The sequence below is a fragment of the Catelliglobosispora koreensis DSM 44566 genome (genome assembly GCF_000379685.1).
GTDB classification, from domain to species: domain Bacteria; phylum Actinomycetota; class Actinomycetes; order Mycobacteriales; family Micromonosporaceae; genus Catelliglobosispora; species Catelliglobosispora koreensis.
On the sequence record NZ_KB903249.1, the window covers coordinates 1336184 to 1350926 of the forward strand.

Sequence of the window (14743 nt, forward strand, 5' to 3'; positions counted from 1 at the left end):
ATGACCTCCGCGACGCGCACCGACGAGACGATCCGCCGTGATCTCATTGGCGCCCTCGCCGGGTGCGTGGCCGAGAAGGGCTACGCCGCCACGACGATCGCCGATATCGTCGCCATGGCTCACGTGTCCAAGCGGACGTTCTATGAACACTTCTCGGGCAAGGAAGACTGCCTGCTGTCGCTGTATGAACACGTCACCGGCAACTTGGTGAAAGTGATTCGGGGCGCGGGAACGGCCGCCGAGATGAACTGGAAAACCCTCGTGACCAACGGGGCGGCCGCGTTTCTATCCGCTTTGGACTCGATGCCGGAGTTCTCCCGTACCCTCCTGGTTGAATTGCAGGGAGCGGGACCCAGAGCGTTCCGCACGCGGCAGGAAACCTTGCGCCGCTTCGCCCGGACGATTGTCGACCTGGTCGAGCTCGGCCGCGCGTCCAATCCCGACATTGGCCCGCTGACGACCTCGCAGGCACTCGCGATCGTTGGTGGCATTAATGAATTGCTGCTGCAGGCGATCGATCAACCGTCGCGTCCGGACCGTCCTTTCTCGGCGCTGCACGGTGATGTGGTCATGCTGATGTCGGCGGTGCTCACGTACCAGCCATAGGCCATTGCCTTTGGGAGCGCTTCCATGTAACACTGTGGACACACGAGCGGTTCAGGGCAGGACCGTGAGTGCTTAATGACGCCGCCTGTTCCGGGCCTGGCATGTCTTCCTCAATTCGGCATTTCTTTTGTTGATATGCACGCTCCCAAGGAGAAGGCATGAACCTGCGCAGAAAAGCTGCGTTGGCTGGGGCTGGCCTGCTAGCCATCGCCGGGGTGACCCTCCCGGTAACGGCAGCTCACGCAGCAGCCTCATGTGAAGTCACGTACACGGCCAATCCGTGGACGGAAGGCCCGTCTAGCGGCGGCTTCACGGCCAACATCACCGTCAAGAACACCGGTGACGCCTGGACCACCTGGACCCTGACCTTCGCCCTCCCGGCCGGTCAGACCTTTGGAAACGGCTGGTCCGCGAACTGGACCACCTCCGGGCAAAACGTGACCGCTACACCGCTCGACTGGAACAAGAACCTCGGCACCGGCGCGTCCACCGGGATCGGGTTCAACGGCCGGTGGACCGGCAGCTACTCCGGTGGCCCGTCATCGTTCGCGGTGAACGGGGTCGCCTGCAACGGCCAGCCTCCGGTCAACCAGCTGCCCTCGGTCAGCCTGACCAGCCCGACGGCCGGTGCCTCCTTCGCCGTTGGAACGGCTGTGCCCCTGGGCGCGAACGCCTCTGACTCGGACGGAACCGTTGCCCGGGTTGACTTCCTGGTGGACGGGGCGGTTGTCGCCAGCGACACCTCTAGCCCGTACACCGGCAGTGCCACCGGCCTGGCCGTTGGCACGCACACCGCCGCCGCCCGCGCGGTGGACAACCTTGGTGGCACAACGACTACCGCGAACGTCTCGTTCACGGTGACCGGGACGCAAACACCGTCCATTGTGCTCACTCCGGCAGCACTGTCCGTGGCCGAAGGTGGCTCGGCTTCGCTCAACGTGAAGCTGAACGCGGCCCCGTCGGGCAACGTCTCCGTGGCGCTCGCGCGCACCGGCGACACCTCCATCACCGTCAGTTCTCCGGTCACCCTGACCACGTCCAACTGGAACACGGGCGTCAACGCCACGGTTTCAGCGGCCGAGGACAGCGACTCCGTCAACGGCACCGCGACGATCGCGGCGTCGGCCACCGGTTACACCGGGGCACAGGCGAACGTGACCGAGATTGACAACGACGTCATTGGACGCGTCGATAACCCCTACGTGGGTTCGACCGGATACGTCAACCCGCTGTGGCGGGCCAACGCACTGGCCGAACCGGGCGGCAGCCGGGTCGCCAACACGCCGACGTTCGTGTGGTTCGACCGGATCAGCGCGCTCTACGGCAACGGCAGCCCGACCACCGGCAACATGGGGCTCGAAGCGCACCTGAACGAAGCTGTCGTTCAGGATGCCGCCAACGGCGCCGCGCCACTGGTGTTCCAGATGGTTGTTTACAACCTGCCCGGCCGTGACTGCTCCGCTCTCGCCTCCAACGGCGAACTGGGTGTCAGCGAACTGCCGCGGTACAAGGCGGAATACATCGACCCGATGGCCGAGATCCTGGCTCGCCCCGCATACGCGAACCTGCGGATCGTGGCCACCATCGAGATCGACTCGCTGCCGAACCTCGTGACGAACCTCAGCATCGCCAAGTGCGCCACCATGAACTCCAACGGTGGCTACGTCAACGGTGTTGGCTACGCACTGCGCAAGCTCGGTGCGATCCCGAACGTCTACAACTACATTGACTCCGCTCACCACGGCTGGATCGGCTGGGACAGCAACTTCGGCCCGACCGCTCAGAAGCTGTTCGAAGCGGCCAATGCCGAAGGCAGCACCCCGGCGAACGTGCACGGCTTCATCACCAACACCGCCAACACGTCCGCTCTCCGTGAGCCTTACATCAACCTGCAGGGCTCCATCGGCGGGGCACAGGTCCGCTCGTCGACCTGGGTGGACTGGAACCAGTACAACGACGAACTCACGTTCGCTCAAGCGTTCCGGTCACGTCTCGTGACGCAGGGCTTCAGTCCCAACATCGGCATGCTCATCGACACGTCCCGCAACGGCTGGGGCAACTGTGTTGTCACCCCGTGTGCCGGTGGCGGGGCGACCCGGCCAACGGCGGCGAGCACGTCGACCGTGCTCAACACGAACATCAACCAGTCGCGCATCGACCGCCGCATCCACAAGGGCAACTGGTGCAACCAGGCCGGTGCCGGTATGGGCGAGCGCCCAACGGCAGCCCCGGAAACCGGTATCGACGCCTACGTCTGGGCCAAGCCGCCGGGCGAGTCCGACGGCTCGAGCACCGAGATCCCGAACAACGAAGGCAAGGGCTTCGACCGCATGTGTGACCCGACCTATACAGGCAACAACCTGAACGGGAACAACATGTCTGGCTCGCTGCCCGGTGCACCGCTGTCGGGACACTGGTTCTCGGCTCAGTTCCAGCAGCTGATGGCGAACGCTTACCCACCGCTGCCCTAAGTTAGGGCGGCTTGCGCGAGGGTCACTAGTAGAACTTGTGGCCCTCGCGCAACTGTGTGAGCAGTTTCTCTTTGGTTTCAGCGCGCTTGGCTTGGGTGAACCGGTGGATGTAGGCATAGCGATTCTGTGAGTTCAGCTTTTCCATCTGCTGGAGTGCTTCTGGGTCGGCCGCGACCTCTGGCGGCACCTGTGCTGTGGCCGGACCGGAATAGGCCCGCTCCCAACGGCCGTCGGCTTTGGCCAGATCGACCTGAGTCTGCCCGGCCGGGCGCATCCGCCCGCTCGCGATGAGCGCTTCGGCTTTCTCCGTATTGATTTTCGACCAGATGCTGCGTTTGCGCCGGGGCGTGAACCGCTGCTGATAGAAGTCATCGTCGATCCGTTTGGCCTGACCGTCGATCCACCCGAAACACAGCGCGACTTCCAGCGCCTCGGCGTAGTTGACGCTTTGAATGCCGCGGCCCTTCTTCGCGAATTTGACCAGGACCCCGTCACTTATCGCGTGTTCCTTTTCCAGCCAGCGCTCAAAGTCTTGCTGGGTCTCGAAGCCGAGCAACGGCAACTCATCTTTCGCCATGGGATCAGGTTAGTGGGCCATGAGAGCGAGTGCGGCGGGAGTGTTGCGCTCACCCTCGATATCTTCGGGACGGATCGCGTGGTCGAGCAGGCGGACCTGTTCGTCGGTCAGCGAAAACTCCGTCGCCTCAACGTTTTCACGCAGGTGCTCCGGCCGGGTGCTGCTCGGGATCGGCACGATGTCCTGCCCCTTGCTCAGCAGCCAGGCGAGAGCGAGCTGAGCGGTGGTGCAGCCGACCTCAGCGGCGATCTTGTTGACGCGGTCCACTAAACCCAGGTTGTGTTGCAGATTCGGGCTGCGAAACCTGGGCAGGGATCGCCTCAGATCTCCGGGGGAAAGCAAATGCCATTCCGGTGGGCGCTGCGACAGCAGGGCCCGGCTCAAAGGGGAGTACGCCACGAGCCCGACCCCAAGCTCACGGGCCGCCGCGATCGTGCCGCTTTCCAAGTGCCGGCTGATGAGGGAGTATTCGCTTTGCAGAGCAGTGATCGGGTAGACCGCGCACGCCCGGCGCAGCGTCGCGGGGTCCACTTCGGACAGCCCGAGGTAGCGCACTTTGCCCGCGGTGACCAGTTCGGTCATCGTGCCGACGACTTCTTCGATCGGAATCCGGCGGTCGTGGCGGTGCAGGTAATACAGGTCGATGTGGTCTGTTTTCAAGCGGCGCAACGAATCGTCGATGGAGCCGAGGATGTGCTCGCGTGAGTTGTTGGCCACCAGGCGGTTGCCCTGGCGGACGACACCGAACTTGGTGGCGAGGACGATTTCGTCGCGGCGGTTTTCCAGAGCGTCGCCGAGCACAACTTCGTTAGCCGACTCACCGTGCTGCGGAGCGCCATAGGAGGCGGCGGTGTCGAAATAGGTGACACCGAGGTCAATGGCCAGCTGAACGGATTTGGTGAATCCGGCGACGTTAGCGGGCCCATAGAACTCTGACATGGGCATGCAGCCCAATCCCAACTCGGACACGGCGAGCCGGGTGTTGCCCAGAAGGCGGTTACGCATCTGCGAAGGATTTCATGATCCGTCTTATCGATTCCTTGGGGCTGAGCGCGTTCCTGCTGAGCAGCTCAAAGTCTTGCGTATAGGCATGAACTTCGGGTTCAGCATCGATGAAGAACGTGCGGGACTTGTTTTCCAGGTACACCACATCAGGCGCACCGCTGGCGTATGACTCCAGAATCGAGAACGAGCCGGCCGAGACCGGCGGTTGCCCCGCGGCGAAAGGAAGCACCTGAAGGGTGATGTTTGGGCGGCGGGCGCACTCGACAAGCCAATGCAGCTGCTCGTCGACGACGTCTGAACGGGCCTCCTCCCGTGTCATGACGCGCCGGTGCAGCACGGCCTCGTCAATGACGGCAGTCAGCTGAAGGGGCGGCCGGGTGCTGCGGGTCAGGATTTCCTGCCGGCGGCGCACGATGTCGACCCGGCGCTCCACTTCGGACACAGACGGCCGGTGTGGTGCGTTCATGATGATGCTGCGGGCGAAGGCCGGCGTCAGCAGCAGCGCGTGCGGGATGAGGGCGCAATAGCATTGCAGCGACGACGATCCGGCTTCGAGCTTGAGCAGGCTGGAGTAGCCGGAGCTAAGCGTTTCAGCGTAGGCGTCCCACCAGCCACGGGCTTGGGCCGACGGGGCTAGCCGGCGCAGGTAGGTCGCTCGCTCAGTGGGCGCGTCATATAGCTCGATGAGCCGGTCGAGGTCCTCAGGGCTGATGCCGATGCGGCCGTTTTCGATCCGGGACACTTTGGACGGTGACCAGCCCAGCCGCTCGGCGACTTCCTTGCCGTTGAGATTGGCGGTCGCACGCAGGGTGCGCAGCTCTCTGGCGAGCTGACGTTCGCGAACCGAAGGAGTATCGCGTTCACTCACTGTCCTGCGAAACCTTCCGTTTCAAGCACGCGAGAATTCTACATCGGAATGATGTCAGCATATGTTCGTGCAATATTGCAATCCCTCTTTCGTAAAGACTTGATCTACCTGACACTCATCTCAGGTGTCCCAGCGATGAGGATGGTGTCAAGATGACCATCAACCCACCGCTATTTGTCCTTGTGGAAGGCGACAGCCGCGATGGAGCGGCATTAGCTGCACAAGCTAAAGCGCACGGCATGACGGTGACCGTCCTGACGGACGCATCCGGTGCCACGGATGTTGACTCCCGTTCATGCGACACGACCGATCCGGCCTGCATCGTCAGGTGCGTGCTGGGCTTAATGAGCCGCCACACGGTGGCTGCCCTGCTCCCGGGTCAGGAAAGGACGCTCGTCGCCGCGGTGGCTGCCGCCCGGGCATTGGGGCTCGATGGCCCGGACCCAGCGGCCGTCTGGGACACCCATCAAAAGCCACGGGCTAGAGCGCTGTCCAACGGCCTCGCCGCGAACCCGGTTCCGTTCTGGCTTCTGGAGCACCGCGACGACGTCGCTTCCGTTCCGGCCAGTCACTATCCGGTCGTCGCCAAACCTCCGGCCGCACGCGGTGGCGTCGGTGTCATGGCGTGTTCCTCGCCAAGTGAGCTGAAAAACTATGTGGCCGAATGGCTCGGGGCGCCAGACCACCGGGGCAAACCGATAGCCGGCCCGCTGCTAGCCGAGAAATTCGTTTCGGGACCTGAGTATGCCGTGGAGCTTTTCCACGGCATTCCTGTCGCTATGGGGCGCAAAACCGTTGGCGGGCCAACTGGTTTCGTCGAGCTGGCGAGCGAGCTGGCCGCCTGGCACCGGTGGGAAGAGCGGCTGCTGCTGGCGCCCTTCGTGGAGCGCCTCGTGCAAAGGCTCGGGCTGGACTGGGGGCCCGTGCACATCGAGGTGCGGATTGAAAACGGTGTGCCCCGCCTCATCGAGGCGAGCTGGGGCCTTCCGGGCGGCATGATCCCGGAACTCATCAAGCTAGCCACGGGAATCGACTACTACCGGTGCCTTGCCGACGCGGCGTGTGGCATCGATGTGAAACCTGAACCAGTGCAGGACCGGTGTGCGGCGGTCCGTTTCGTGACGACACCTGTCTCGGGACGCATCGCCGGCCACAATCTGGCTGGAGCGCTCGCGCTTGACGGCGTGGCCGATGCCGCGGTCTACCGGCAACGGGGGGAATTCGTTCCTACGACGACTCATGCCGGCCTGCGGCTGGGGCACGTCCTGGCGACGGGTTCGACTACCGGGCAGGCCGCTGCTACCGCCACAGCCGGTGTCAAACGGCTGGATCTGCGGGTGGCTTAGCACCCGGGGTGGGGGGAAGTGGCGAGGCCCGTGTCATCGCACCGGCCTCGCCACGCATGTCCTAGGCGGAGACTTTTCTGTAATGCGCGGTCACCGCGGCGATCCAGGTCCAGATGATGACGCCACCGGCGAACATGAGCCGGTAGTCAGCCAGGGCGAAGGAAGCTGACGTCAGCACCACTTCAGCCACGAGGACCGCGATGCTGTAGATGACCCAGCCACGCTTGCCTTCAGCGGCGAACCGCCGGGCGAAAACGACGCAGGCGGCCATCAGGGCCAGGCTCGCGGCGGCAGGGGCGATGCCATGCAGGATCCCGTGCCAGCTCAGCTCCGCCGGGGCGCTATCTGGAGTTCCTATGGGGTACCCAAATGCCGGGTCCGCGACAAAGACGCCGCCCCAGATCAGCCCAATGCCGTAGACGCCGATGAGGATAGGTCCCCAAGTGCCGGCCCGGCCGGGGCTTAGCACCCGCCGCATGCCGAAGGCGGAAGCGAAGGCGAGCACTCCACATAGGACAAAGTTCGTGATCTGCAGCCAGCCCAGGTCGCCCAGGCTTAACAAGCTCAGCGGATGCTTCTTCGGATCGAAGCCCTCACGCGTCAGTTCCTGGATCAGCACCGTGATCACGAACAGGGGACCGGCGATGACTCCAGCGGTCAAAAGGTTCTTAGTTGTTTTCGTCATGCCCGGTAAGACCGGGCGTCCCGGCCAGACTCATCGGTGCCGGTTCAAGATTTTTTAACCGGTGATCACGGCACAGACGGTTGCCCCGGGGGCGAAGAAGCCACGGGCGTCCAGCGCATAGATGCCGTACATCATCTTGCCGGTGTAGATGGGGTCAAGGGCGATGCCGTGCCTGGCCCTGAAGTCCTCGACGAAGGCGAGTAACTCCGGCGGGCATTTGGCGTAGCCGCCAAAGTGGAAGGAGGTATCAATCGCCCAGTTGTCTCTCGGCTCCGGGAGCAGCTCTGCCACAGCATCGTGTAGGAACCCGCCTCCCTTCAGCACAGCGAAGCCCAGCGCGCGGCCAGTCTTGAGGCCGTGAGCCAGTCCGGCCAGCGTGCCGCCCGTGCCGACAGCGACACAGACGTAGTCATACGGGTCCAGCTCGGCGGCGAGCTCAGCGACCCCTTTGACCGCAAGGGAATTCGTGCCGCCCTCGGGGATGAGGTAGTAGTCGCCCGGCGGCGGCTGCTTGAGCCGGTACGCCGAACGATCCACATAGGACAGTTTCATCCCGCGGTCGACAGCGAAGCGCAGCACTGGATTGAGCGGCAGGTGCTCCTCTCCGCGCACGATGCCGATGGTGTGGAAACCGAAGAGGTGACCCGCGGCAGCTGTCGCGCGCAGGTGATTGGAATACGCCCCGCCAAAGGTGAGCAACGTGTCGTGGCCTTGTTCTCTGGCCGTGGCTAGGTTGTATTTCAGCTTGCGCCACTTGTTGCCCGGCAGATCCGGGTGGATCAGATCGTCACGCTTGAGGAGCAGGTGCACGCTGAGCCGCTCATCGTGCACCTGCTCCACCGGAGACGGCAGGGCAAGCTTCACCTGGGAAGCCTAACCCCCCGGCCGAGGGCGATCTGATCACTGGGCTTGCCGAACTGCTCCACGGGCTGCCCTTGCAGCGAGGTCGCGAGCGTCGTGGCCACGGCGCGGTAGACCTTGGACAGGATTGCCGAACCGACACCATCCGTCGGGTCCACCGGGTTCGCCGTGATCATCGCTGCCGCGAGCTGCGGTGTGAACGCGACGAACGACTCCGTCTGCCCGTTGTCCGAGCTTCCGGTCTTTCCAGCGACCGGGCGGTTGCCCATGATGCCGTTGACCGCCGTCGCCGTGCCGCCGTTGCACCGGCCGAAGTAGCCCTGCTGGCCCACCGGGCAACGGGCCGCGTCAGTGGCCGCTCGCGCGACATCGGCGCTGATGGCCTGATGGCACTGCGCCTCGACCGGTTCGCCGTTGATGGAGACCACGGGCGTTGGGGTGCAATACTTTCCGTCAGCGGCCACAGTGGCGTAGGCGTTAGCCAGCTCCAGCGGGAACGTCGGGGTCGTCCCGATGACAAACGCGTTGACGCCAAGGGTTTCCTTGATGCCCAGGCGCTTAGCCATGTTCGCCGTCTTTTCGGGGCCAACGTTGGTGTGCAGCCACATGAAGTAGGTGTTGACCGACCGGCCGAACCCATCCCACATGCTGCGCTGACCGTCCATGAACGACGGATTCGAGTTTGAGATGCAGAACTTTCCGCCGCAGTTGTTCTTTCCGGGTGTGCTGATCGGGGCGTCGGTGACGAACGTTCCCGTGGCGTCAAAGCTCGTCGTCAGCGGCAGACCGGCCTCGAGCGCGGCGAGCATCGCGAACATCTTGTAAGTGGAGCCGGCCTGGTAGCCATCGACACCCGGGCCACCCGCGACGAGCTGATTGAACGTGTCGCCATAGGTGCGGTTCACCGCCAGCGACAGCACTTTGCCGGTGCCCGGCTCCACGACCGCCATCGGGGCAACGAACTTGCTGTCGTTGCCGTAGACCGAGTTCACCTGCTGCCGGGCGCTGGCGTGCACGTTAGCGTCTAAAGTGGACACGATTTTGAAACCGCCGGTGTTCAGGTTGCCGAGGGACTGTCCGTCCCACCACTGGCGGAAGTAGTCACAGAAGAAACCGGTGTCGGCCCACGCGGCGGTGCAGTTGTTGGGGGAGCTGCCTTTCTGGAAGGTCACGGGCGATTGCTTCGCCTCATCCGCCTGTGCCTGAGTGATGGCGCCCGTGCCTACCATCGCGTTCAGGGAGTACTCACGGCGTACCTCATAATCGGTCTTCTCTGGGTTTTGCAGCATGCCGGCGAGCGTGGCCGCTTCGCTGAGCGTGAGTTGCGACGGCTCTTTGGAGAAGTAGACGTTCGCGGCCGCGTCGATGCCGTAGGCGCCACTGCCGAAGTAGGCGATGTTGAGATAGCGCTCCAGGATCTCCTGTTTGGACAGATGCTGCTCCAGCGTGATGGCGTAACGCGCCTCCTGGATTTTGCGCGACGCGCTCACCTCGGTCGCCTTCTCGCCATAGGCAGGATCGTTCTTGAGCACGTTGCGCACATATTGCATCGTCAGCGTGGAGGCGCCCTGCTGCGTTTCGCCCGCGGAACTGTTGCGCACGAGCGCCCGCACGACACCCATCACGTCAACGCCGTTGTGCTCGTAGAAGCGGGCGTCCTCGGCCGCGACGACAGCGTCCTGCATCACCTTGGCGACGTCGCCGAGCTTCACGTTGCGGCGGTTCTCGTCATAGAAGGTCGTGAGCAAGCTCTGACCGTCGCTGGCATATAAATAGCTAGCCTGGCTGATCGTCGGATTCCGCAGCACCTCAGGCAATTCGTCATAGGCGACGCCGGAGTGGTTGACGGCCCAAGTGGCGAGGGCGGTGGCGGGGAGGGCGGCGATGGCGACGAGGACGCCACCGATAAGCCCGGCTAGGAGGAGTTTGCCGATCTTGTGCACCTGGCAAGACTGCCTGCTGATCCTGAGAACAGCATGAGATGTGGCATAGCTCGCATTCTCTTAGCAATCTCACAGTTTGCCTGCCTATGGTCGGCCGATGTCTATTTACGTGAGCTCTCACGCCAAGCGTTCCCGCAGGCGCTGGCCGAAGGTCGTGCTGGGAGTGGGACTTACGCTCGCCTTGCTGACGGGAGTGGGCATAACGGGCCTTTGGCTTTACGGCCGCTCACTGAACAACAATCTGGACCGCGTCGACGCCATCACCACGGACCAGTCGCAGCAACCGCGCGAAACCGGGGCGTTCAATCTTCTGATCGTTGGCAGCGACTCGCGGGACCCCGCTTCGACCGAGGACAGCCGCACCGACACGATCATGCTGGCGCACGTCAACGAGGCCCGAGATCACGTCTACTTGAGCTCTATCGCCCGCGATACGTGGGTTCCAGTGCCAGGGCACGGCAACGCGAAGATCAACGCGGCCTATGCCTGGGGCGGGGCATCGCTTCTAGTCCAGACCGTGCAGAACTACACGGGCGTCGCGGTTGACCACTTCGTGATGATCGACTTCGCCGGGTTTGAGAGTGTCGTGGACACCCTTGGTGGCGTGGACATGACCGTCGAAAAGACAGTGACCTCCATCCATGCGCCCTATCGCGTGTTCACCGAAGGCGCGCACAGTTTTACCGGCGCCGAGGCGCTGGACTGGGTGCGGCAGCGCTACCAGTTCGCCGACGGCGACTTCTCCCGCCAGAAACACCAGCAGCAGCTGATCACCGCCGTGATCGACCGGGCGACCGAGGCCGGCATCCTCACCGACCCGGCCAGGCTCAACGGGTTCCTGCAAGCGGTGACATCAGCCGTGACGGTCGACCGCGGGTTCGACCTGATGAAGACCGCCATCGCCCTGCGGGACTTGCGCAGCAACGACATGACGTACCTGACCTCGCCGCACAAGGGCGTGTCCACGATCGATGGGCAAAGCGTCGTGCTGCCGGATCCGGTGAAGGCACGGGAGCTTTACGCGACCTTTGTCAACGACACCGTGGCGCAGTATCTAGCCACCGCTTCACCTTCGCCGGTCGCCTCCACGTCTTGATCGCCGCTTGCTTCGGCAACTTTGATCGCGCGAGCTGCTAGTCCCGTATCGCTCGGGCTCGCTTCATTCGGCCCCGCGTCGCTGTCCGCTGCCCGGCTGGTGGCTGGATGCTGATCCACATCCCTTTCCGCGATCCACAGCCATTGAGACGTGATCAAACCGCCTGTTGATCACGTCTGCCGGGCTGTCGATCACGTTTAGGGATGTGGATCACGGGTCGGTCGCGGTCAGCGCGCATCGCAGATGCGCCGGAAGGCGGATCACGGGCGGTTGCAGTCGGTGTGCGCTGTCAGCTCCGCCGGAACGCCGGATCAGGGGCGGGCGACGTCGTCGTCCGCTTCGGAGCGCTCGCCGGAGGTGGATCAATGAAGATGATTGGGATCCCGAAAAGGGTGATCAACAGGCTGTTTGATCACCCTTTTCGGGCTGTGGATCACTCCGCAAGATCGGCTAAGCGCGGGTGAGGGTGCCGATCACGCCGGCGGCCTGGATGTCGGGCAGCGCGGGCTGGAGAAGTGCCCACTCCGCGTCCGTCATGGTGACCGTCAGCGTCTCGATCGGCGCCTTCATGGACTGCTTCGCGTCCGACTTCTGCTTGCGGGCGTGCCGGATCACCGAAGCCGCCAGCGAAAGCAACGCCGGGTCACCGGCGCCCGTTTGCGAGCCAGACAAAGAATCCGGCGAGGAATCTGCGGAAGGGCCCCCAGGCAGCGAAGCCCTGGTGGGCCAGGGCGACAGGTGGATGCTGCCGGTGTTGAACCACGACCAAGCCTCCTCGGTCACGAAAGGCATCATGGGCGCGAATAGGCGCAGTAGCACCGACAACGCTGACCGCAGGGTGGTCTGGGCACTGGCGTCGCCGGCGTAGGCGCGAAGTTTCACCAACTCCAGATAGTCGTCGCAGAAGTGCCAGAAGAACTTCTCCGTGACTGACAGCGCACGGGCGAAGTCGAACTCCTCCAAGGCGGCAGTGGCCTCGTCCACCACAGCGGACAGTCCAGCTAGGAGCGACAGATCCAGCGCGGCCGAAGGCGGCGATGAAGAAGGGTCAAACGACAGCACAAACTGCGAAGCGTTCAGGATTTTCGTGGCGAGACGGCGGCCGATGCGCATCTGACCGGTGTCAAACGCGGTATCTGTGCCCGGGGTAGCCGACGCGGCCCAGTAGCGCACCGCGTCTGATGAAAACTCGGAGAACAACGCAAGGGGTGTCACGGTGTTGCCGATGGACTTGCCCATCTTCTTGCGGTCGGGATCGAGGATCCACCCGTTGATCATCGCGTGCTTCCAGGGCAGGCTTTCGGAGTACCGCAAAATGGTGTCGAAAAGCCAGGTGCGAATGATTTCGGGGCCTTGTGGGCGCAGGTCCATCGGCACGTCGAACCCGGCGATCGTTGGCGTCAAAGAAGAAGTGGCCCACGTGTCGAAGATGTCCGTCTCGCCGGCGAAGCCGCCGGGCACACCGCGTTGCGATTCGTCATAGCCGGGCGGCGTCTCAGAGGCCGGGTCCACCGGCAGTTTCGACGGCAGGATCACCTCAGAGTGAAGCACCTCACCCGAGGAAGAAAGCTTGTACCACAACGGAATCGGCACCCCGAAGTAGCGCTGGCGGCTGATGAGCCAGTCGCCGGCGAGCCCGTTCACCCAGTGCTCATAACGCACTCGCATGTGCGGCGGGTGCCATTGCAACTCGCGGCCACGTTCCAAAAGGTGCGCACGCAACTCCGGGTCACGCCCGCCGTTGCGCAAATACCACTGCCCGGTCACCACTATCTCCAGTGGACGGTCGCCCTTCTCGTAGAACTTCACCGGGTGCTCGATCGGCTCGGGGTGCGTTTCGCCAAGCAGCTCAAGCACTTTCGTGCGTCCCTGCGGCACGGTCAGGCCAGCCAGATGCGGCACCTCCGGCAGGAAGCGCCCGTCGAAACCGAGCACCGGCCGGGCGGGCAGGTCCAGCTCACGCCACCAGATCACGTCGGTCGTGTCGCCGAAGGTGCACACCATCGCGATGCCCGTGCCCTTCGCCGGGTCCGCGAGGCGGTGCGGGAACACCCGCACCTCTTGCCCAAACAGGGGTGTACGCAGTGAGCGCCCAAAAAGCGGCTGATAATGCTCGTCATCGGGGTGGGCCACGAGCGCCACACATGCCGGAAGGAGCTCCGGGCGGGTGGTCTTCACGAGCACATCGTCAAACGCGAGCGTGTGATAGGCACTGGCACGCGGACGGTCCTCGGTTTCGGCCTGTGCCACGGCGGTGCGGAAAGTCGTGTCCCATAACGTTGGTGCGTAAGAACGGTAGGCGTCACCGCGAGCAAGGGCGTCGAGAAAAGCGCGCTGCGACACGGCTTGCGCCTTGTCGCCGATGGTCGTGTAAAGCAGGGACCAGTCCACGGACAGTCCAGCGGTGCGGAACACCTCTTCGAACGACTTCTCGTCCAATGTGGTCAGTTCGTGGCACAGCTCGGTGAAGTTACGCCGGCTCACGGCTGTCTGACCGCCGCCGGGCTGAAATGAGGGATCGTAAGGAAGCGACGGATCGCAGCGCACGCCGTAATAGTTCTGCACCCGCCGTTCCGTGGGCAGACCGTTGTCGTCCCAGCCCATGGGGTAGAACACGGTTTTGCCAAGCATGCGCTGGAATCGGGCGATCACGTCGGTCTGCACGTAGCCGAACACACTGCCCATGTGTAGTTGGCCGCTAGCCGTGGGCGGTGGCGTGTCGATGGCGAACACCCGGTCACGGGGCGCTGTGGGATCGAATCGGTAGGTCTGCTCGGCTTCCCAGCGGGATGACCACTTGGTGGCGAGAGCATCGAGATCGGGTTTCATGGATTTTCCCCTACAGACGGGGCACCCGGATGACACATGTGATCACCATGCGCTCCAGGCGCACGATGACAAGCTGAAAGCTACGCGTGGCCTGAGTTGGCTACGCGTACTACAGCTTGGAAGGTGTGTGTCACAACGGTCATAGTAACAGCCGGCGGCATTTGCCGCCGGCTGCGCGCTGCCGTGTTAGCTGTGACGTTCCTTCATCCGGGACATCGCCTTGTCGGAGACGTCCTGGTCGATCTTGTCAGCCGTGTCCACGACCCGCTTCTTCATGTTGGCGGCGTCATTTCTGACTTTTTCATGGGTCTTGCTGGCCATATTCTTGGCCTTGCCCTCGACGCGTTCGTTGAAGTCACGTACGTCGTCAATGCCCTTGTCGAGATCCTGCTCAACCTTGGTGACGGCGTCGTGTGCGCGGTCGGCCATGCGGCCGTTCTTGTTTTTCCCCATGCG

12 protein-coding genes are annotated in these 14743 nt (G+C 63.6%); 4 read left to right on the forward strand and 8 right to left on the reverse strand.

Features of this window, described 5'->3' with window-relative positions:
* Both A3E1_RS39200 and A3E1_RS0106230 read left to right on the forward strand, forming a co-directional pair.
* Entirely contained in the window at positions 1-606 is a 606-nt protein-coding gene (locus A3E1_RS39200) for a TetR/AcrR family transcriptional regulator (RefSeq protein ID WP_051104800.1), read from the forward strand.
* A 158-nt stretch (positions 607-764) separates the two neighbouring features.
* Positions 765-3077, forward strand: a complete 2313-nt coding sequence (locus A3E1_RS0106230) for a glycoside hydrolase family 6 protein (RefSeq protein ID WP_020519889.1) — start codon at positions 765-767, stop codon at positions 3075-3077.
* Between the two features lie 25 nt (positions 3078-3102).
* On the opposite strand, the gene A3E1_RS0106235 is transcribed toward A3E1_RS0106230, so the two are convergent.
* Genes A3E1_RS0106235 through A3E1_RS0106245 form a run of 3 tightly spaced genes read right to left on the reverse strand, consistent with a single transcriptional unit; the run spans position 3103 to position 5527 of the window.
* Entirely contained in the window at positions 3103-3654 is a 552-nt protein-coding gene (locus A3E1_RS0106235) for a YdeI/OmpD-associated family protein (RefSeq protein WP_020519890.1), read from the reverse strand.
* Between the two features lie 9 nt (positions 3655-3663).
* Entirely contained in the window at positions 3664-4659 is a 996-nt protein-coding gene (locus tag A3E1_RS0106240; protein ID WP_020519891.1) for an aldo/keto reductase, read from the reverse strand.
* Positions 4652-5527 (reverse strand): helix-turn-helix domain-containing protein, encoded by an 876-nt coding sequence (locus A3E1_RS0106245; RefSeq protein ID WP_020519892.1) that lies wholly within the window; start codon positions 5525-5527, stop codon positions 4652-4654. The genes A3E1_RS0106240 and A3E1_RS0106245 overlap by 8 nt, the downstream gene beginning before the upstream one ends.
* Positions 5528-5679: 152 nt before the next feature.
* Between A3E1_RS0106245 and A3E1_RS0106250 the strand changes: the two genes are divergently transcribed.
* The gene (locus A3E1_RS0106250; RefSeq protein WP_020519893.1) at positions 5680-6873 is read left to right on the forward strand and encodes an ATP-grasp domain-containing protein; all 1194 of its coding nucleotides are present in this window, start codon (positions 5680-5682) and stop codon (positions 6871-6873) included.
* Positions 6874-6934: 61 nt separating this feature from the next.
* Here the strand turns inward: A3E1_RS0106250 and A3E1_RS0106255 are convergent, their stop codons facing one another.
* Genes A3E1_RS0106255 through A3E1_RS0106265 form a run of 3 tightly spaced genes read right to left on the reverse strand, consistent with a single transcriptional unit; the run spans position 6935 to position 10362 of the window.
* Positions 6935-7558 carry a DUF998 domain-containing protein gene (locus A3E1_RS0106255; protein WP_020519894.1) on the reverse strand — a complete coding sequence of 208 codons (624 nt, stop codon included), beginning with the start codon at positions 7556-7558 and terminating at the stop codon, positions 6935-6937.
* A gap of 54 nt (positions 7559-7612) precedes the next feature.
* A complete protein-coding gene (locus A3E1_RS0106260; RefSeq protein WP_020519895.1) occupies positions 7613-8422 on the reverse strand; it encodes a 1-aminocyclopropane-1-carboxylate deaminase/D-cysteine desulfhydrase in 810 nt (269 codons plus the stop codon).
* On the reverse strand, positions 8419-10362 hold the full coding sequence (locus tag A3E1_RS0106265) for a transglycosylase domain-containing protein (protein WP_020519896.1): 1944 nt from the start codon (positions 10360-10362) through the stop codon (positions 8419-8421). The genes A3E1_RS0106260 and A3E1_RS0106265 overlap by 4 nt, the downstream gene beginning before the upstream one ends.
* A 97-nt stretch (positions 10363-10459) precedes the next feature.
* On the opposite strand from A3E1_RS0106265, the gene A3E1_RS0106270 reads away from it, so the two are divergent.
* The gene (locus tag A3E1_RS0106270; RefSeq protein ID WP_020519897.1) at positions 10460-11458 is read left to right on the forward strand and encodes an LCP family protein; all 999 of its coding nucleotides are present in this window, start codon (positions 10460-10462) and stop codon (positions 11456-11458) included.
* A gap of 450 nt (positions 11459-11908) precedes the next feature.
* On the opposite strand, the gene valS is transcribed toward A3E1_RS0106270, so the two are convergent.
* Positions 11909-14287 carry a valine--tRNA ligase gene (valS, locus tag A3E1_RS0106275; protein WP_020519898.1) on the reverse strand — a complete coding sequence of 793 codons (2379 nt, stop codon included), beginning with the start codon at positions 14285-14287 and terminating at the stop codon, positions 11909-11911.
* Positions 14288-14473: 186 nt separating this feature from the next.
* Positions 14474-14740 (reverse strand): hypothetical protein, encoded by a 267-nt coding sequence (locus A3E1_RS0106280; protein WP_020519899.1) that lies wholly within the window; start codon positions 14738-14740, stop codon positions 14474-14476.
* Positions 14741-14743: the final 3 nt, after the last annotated feature.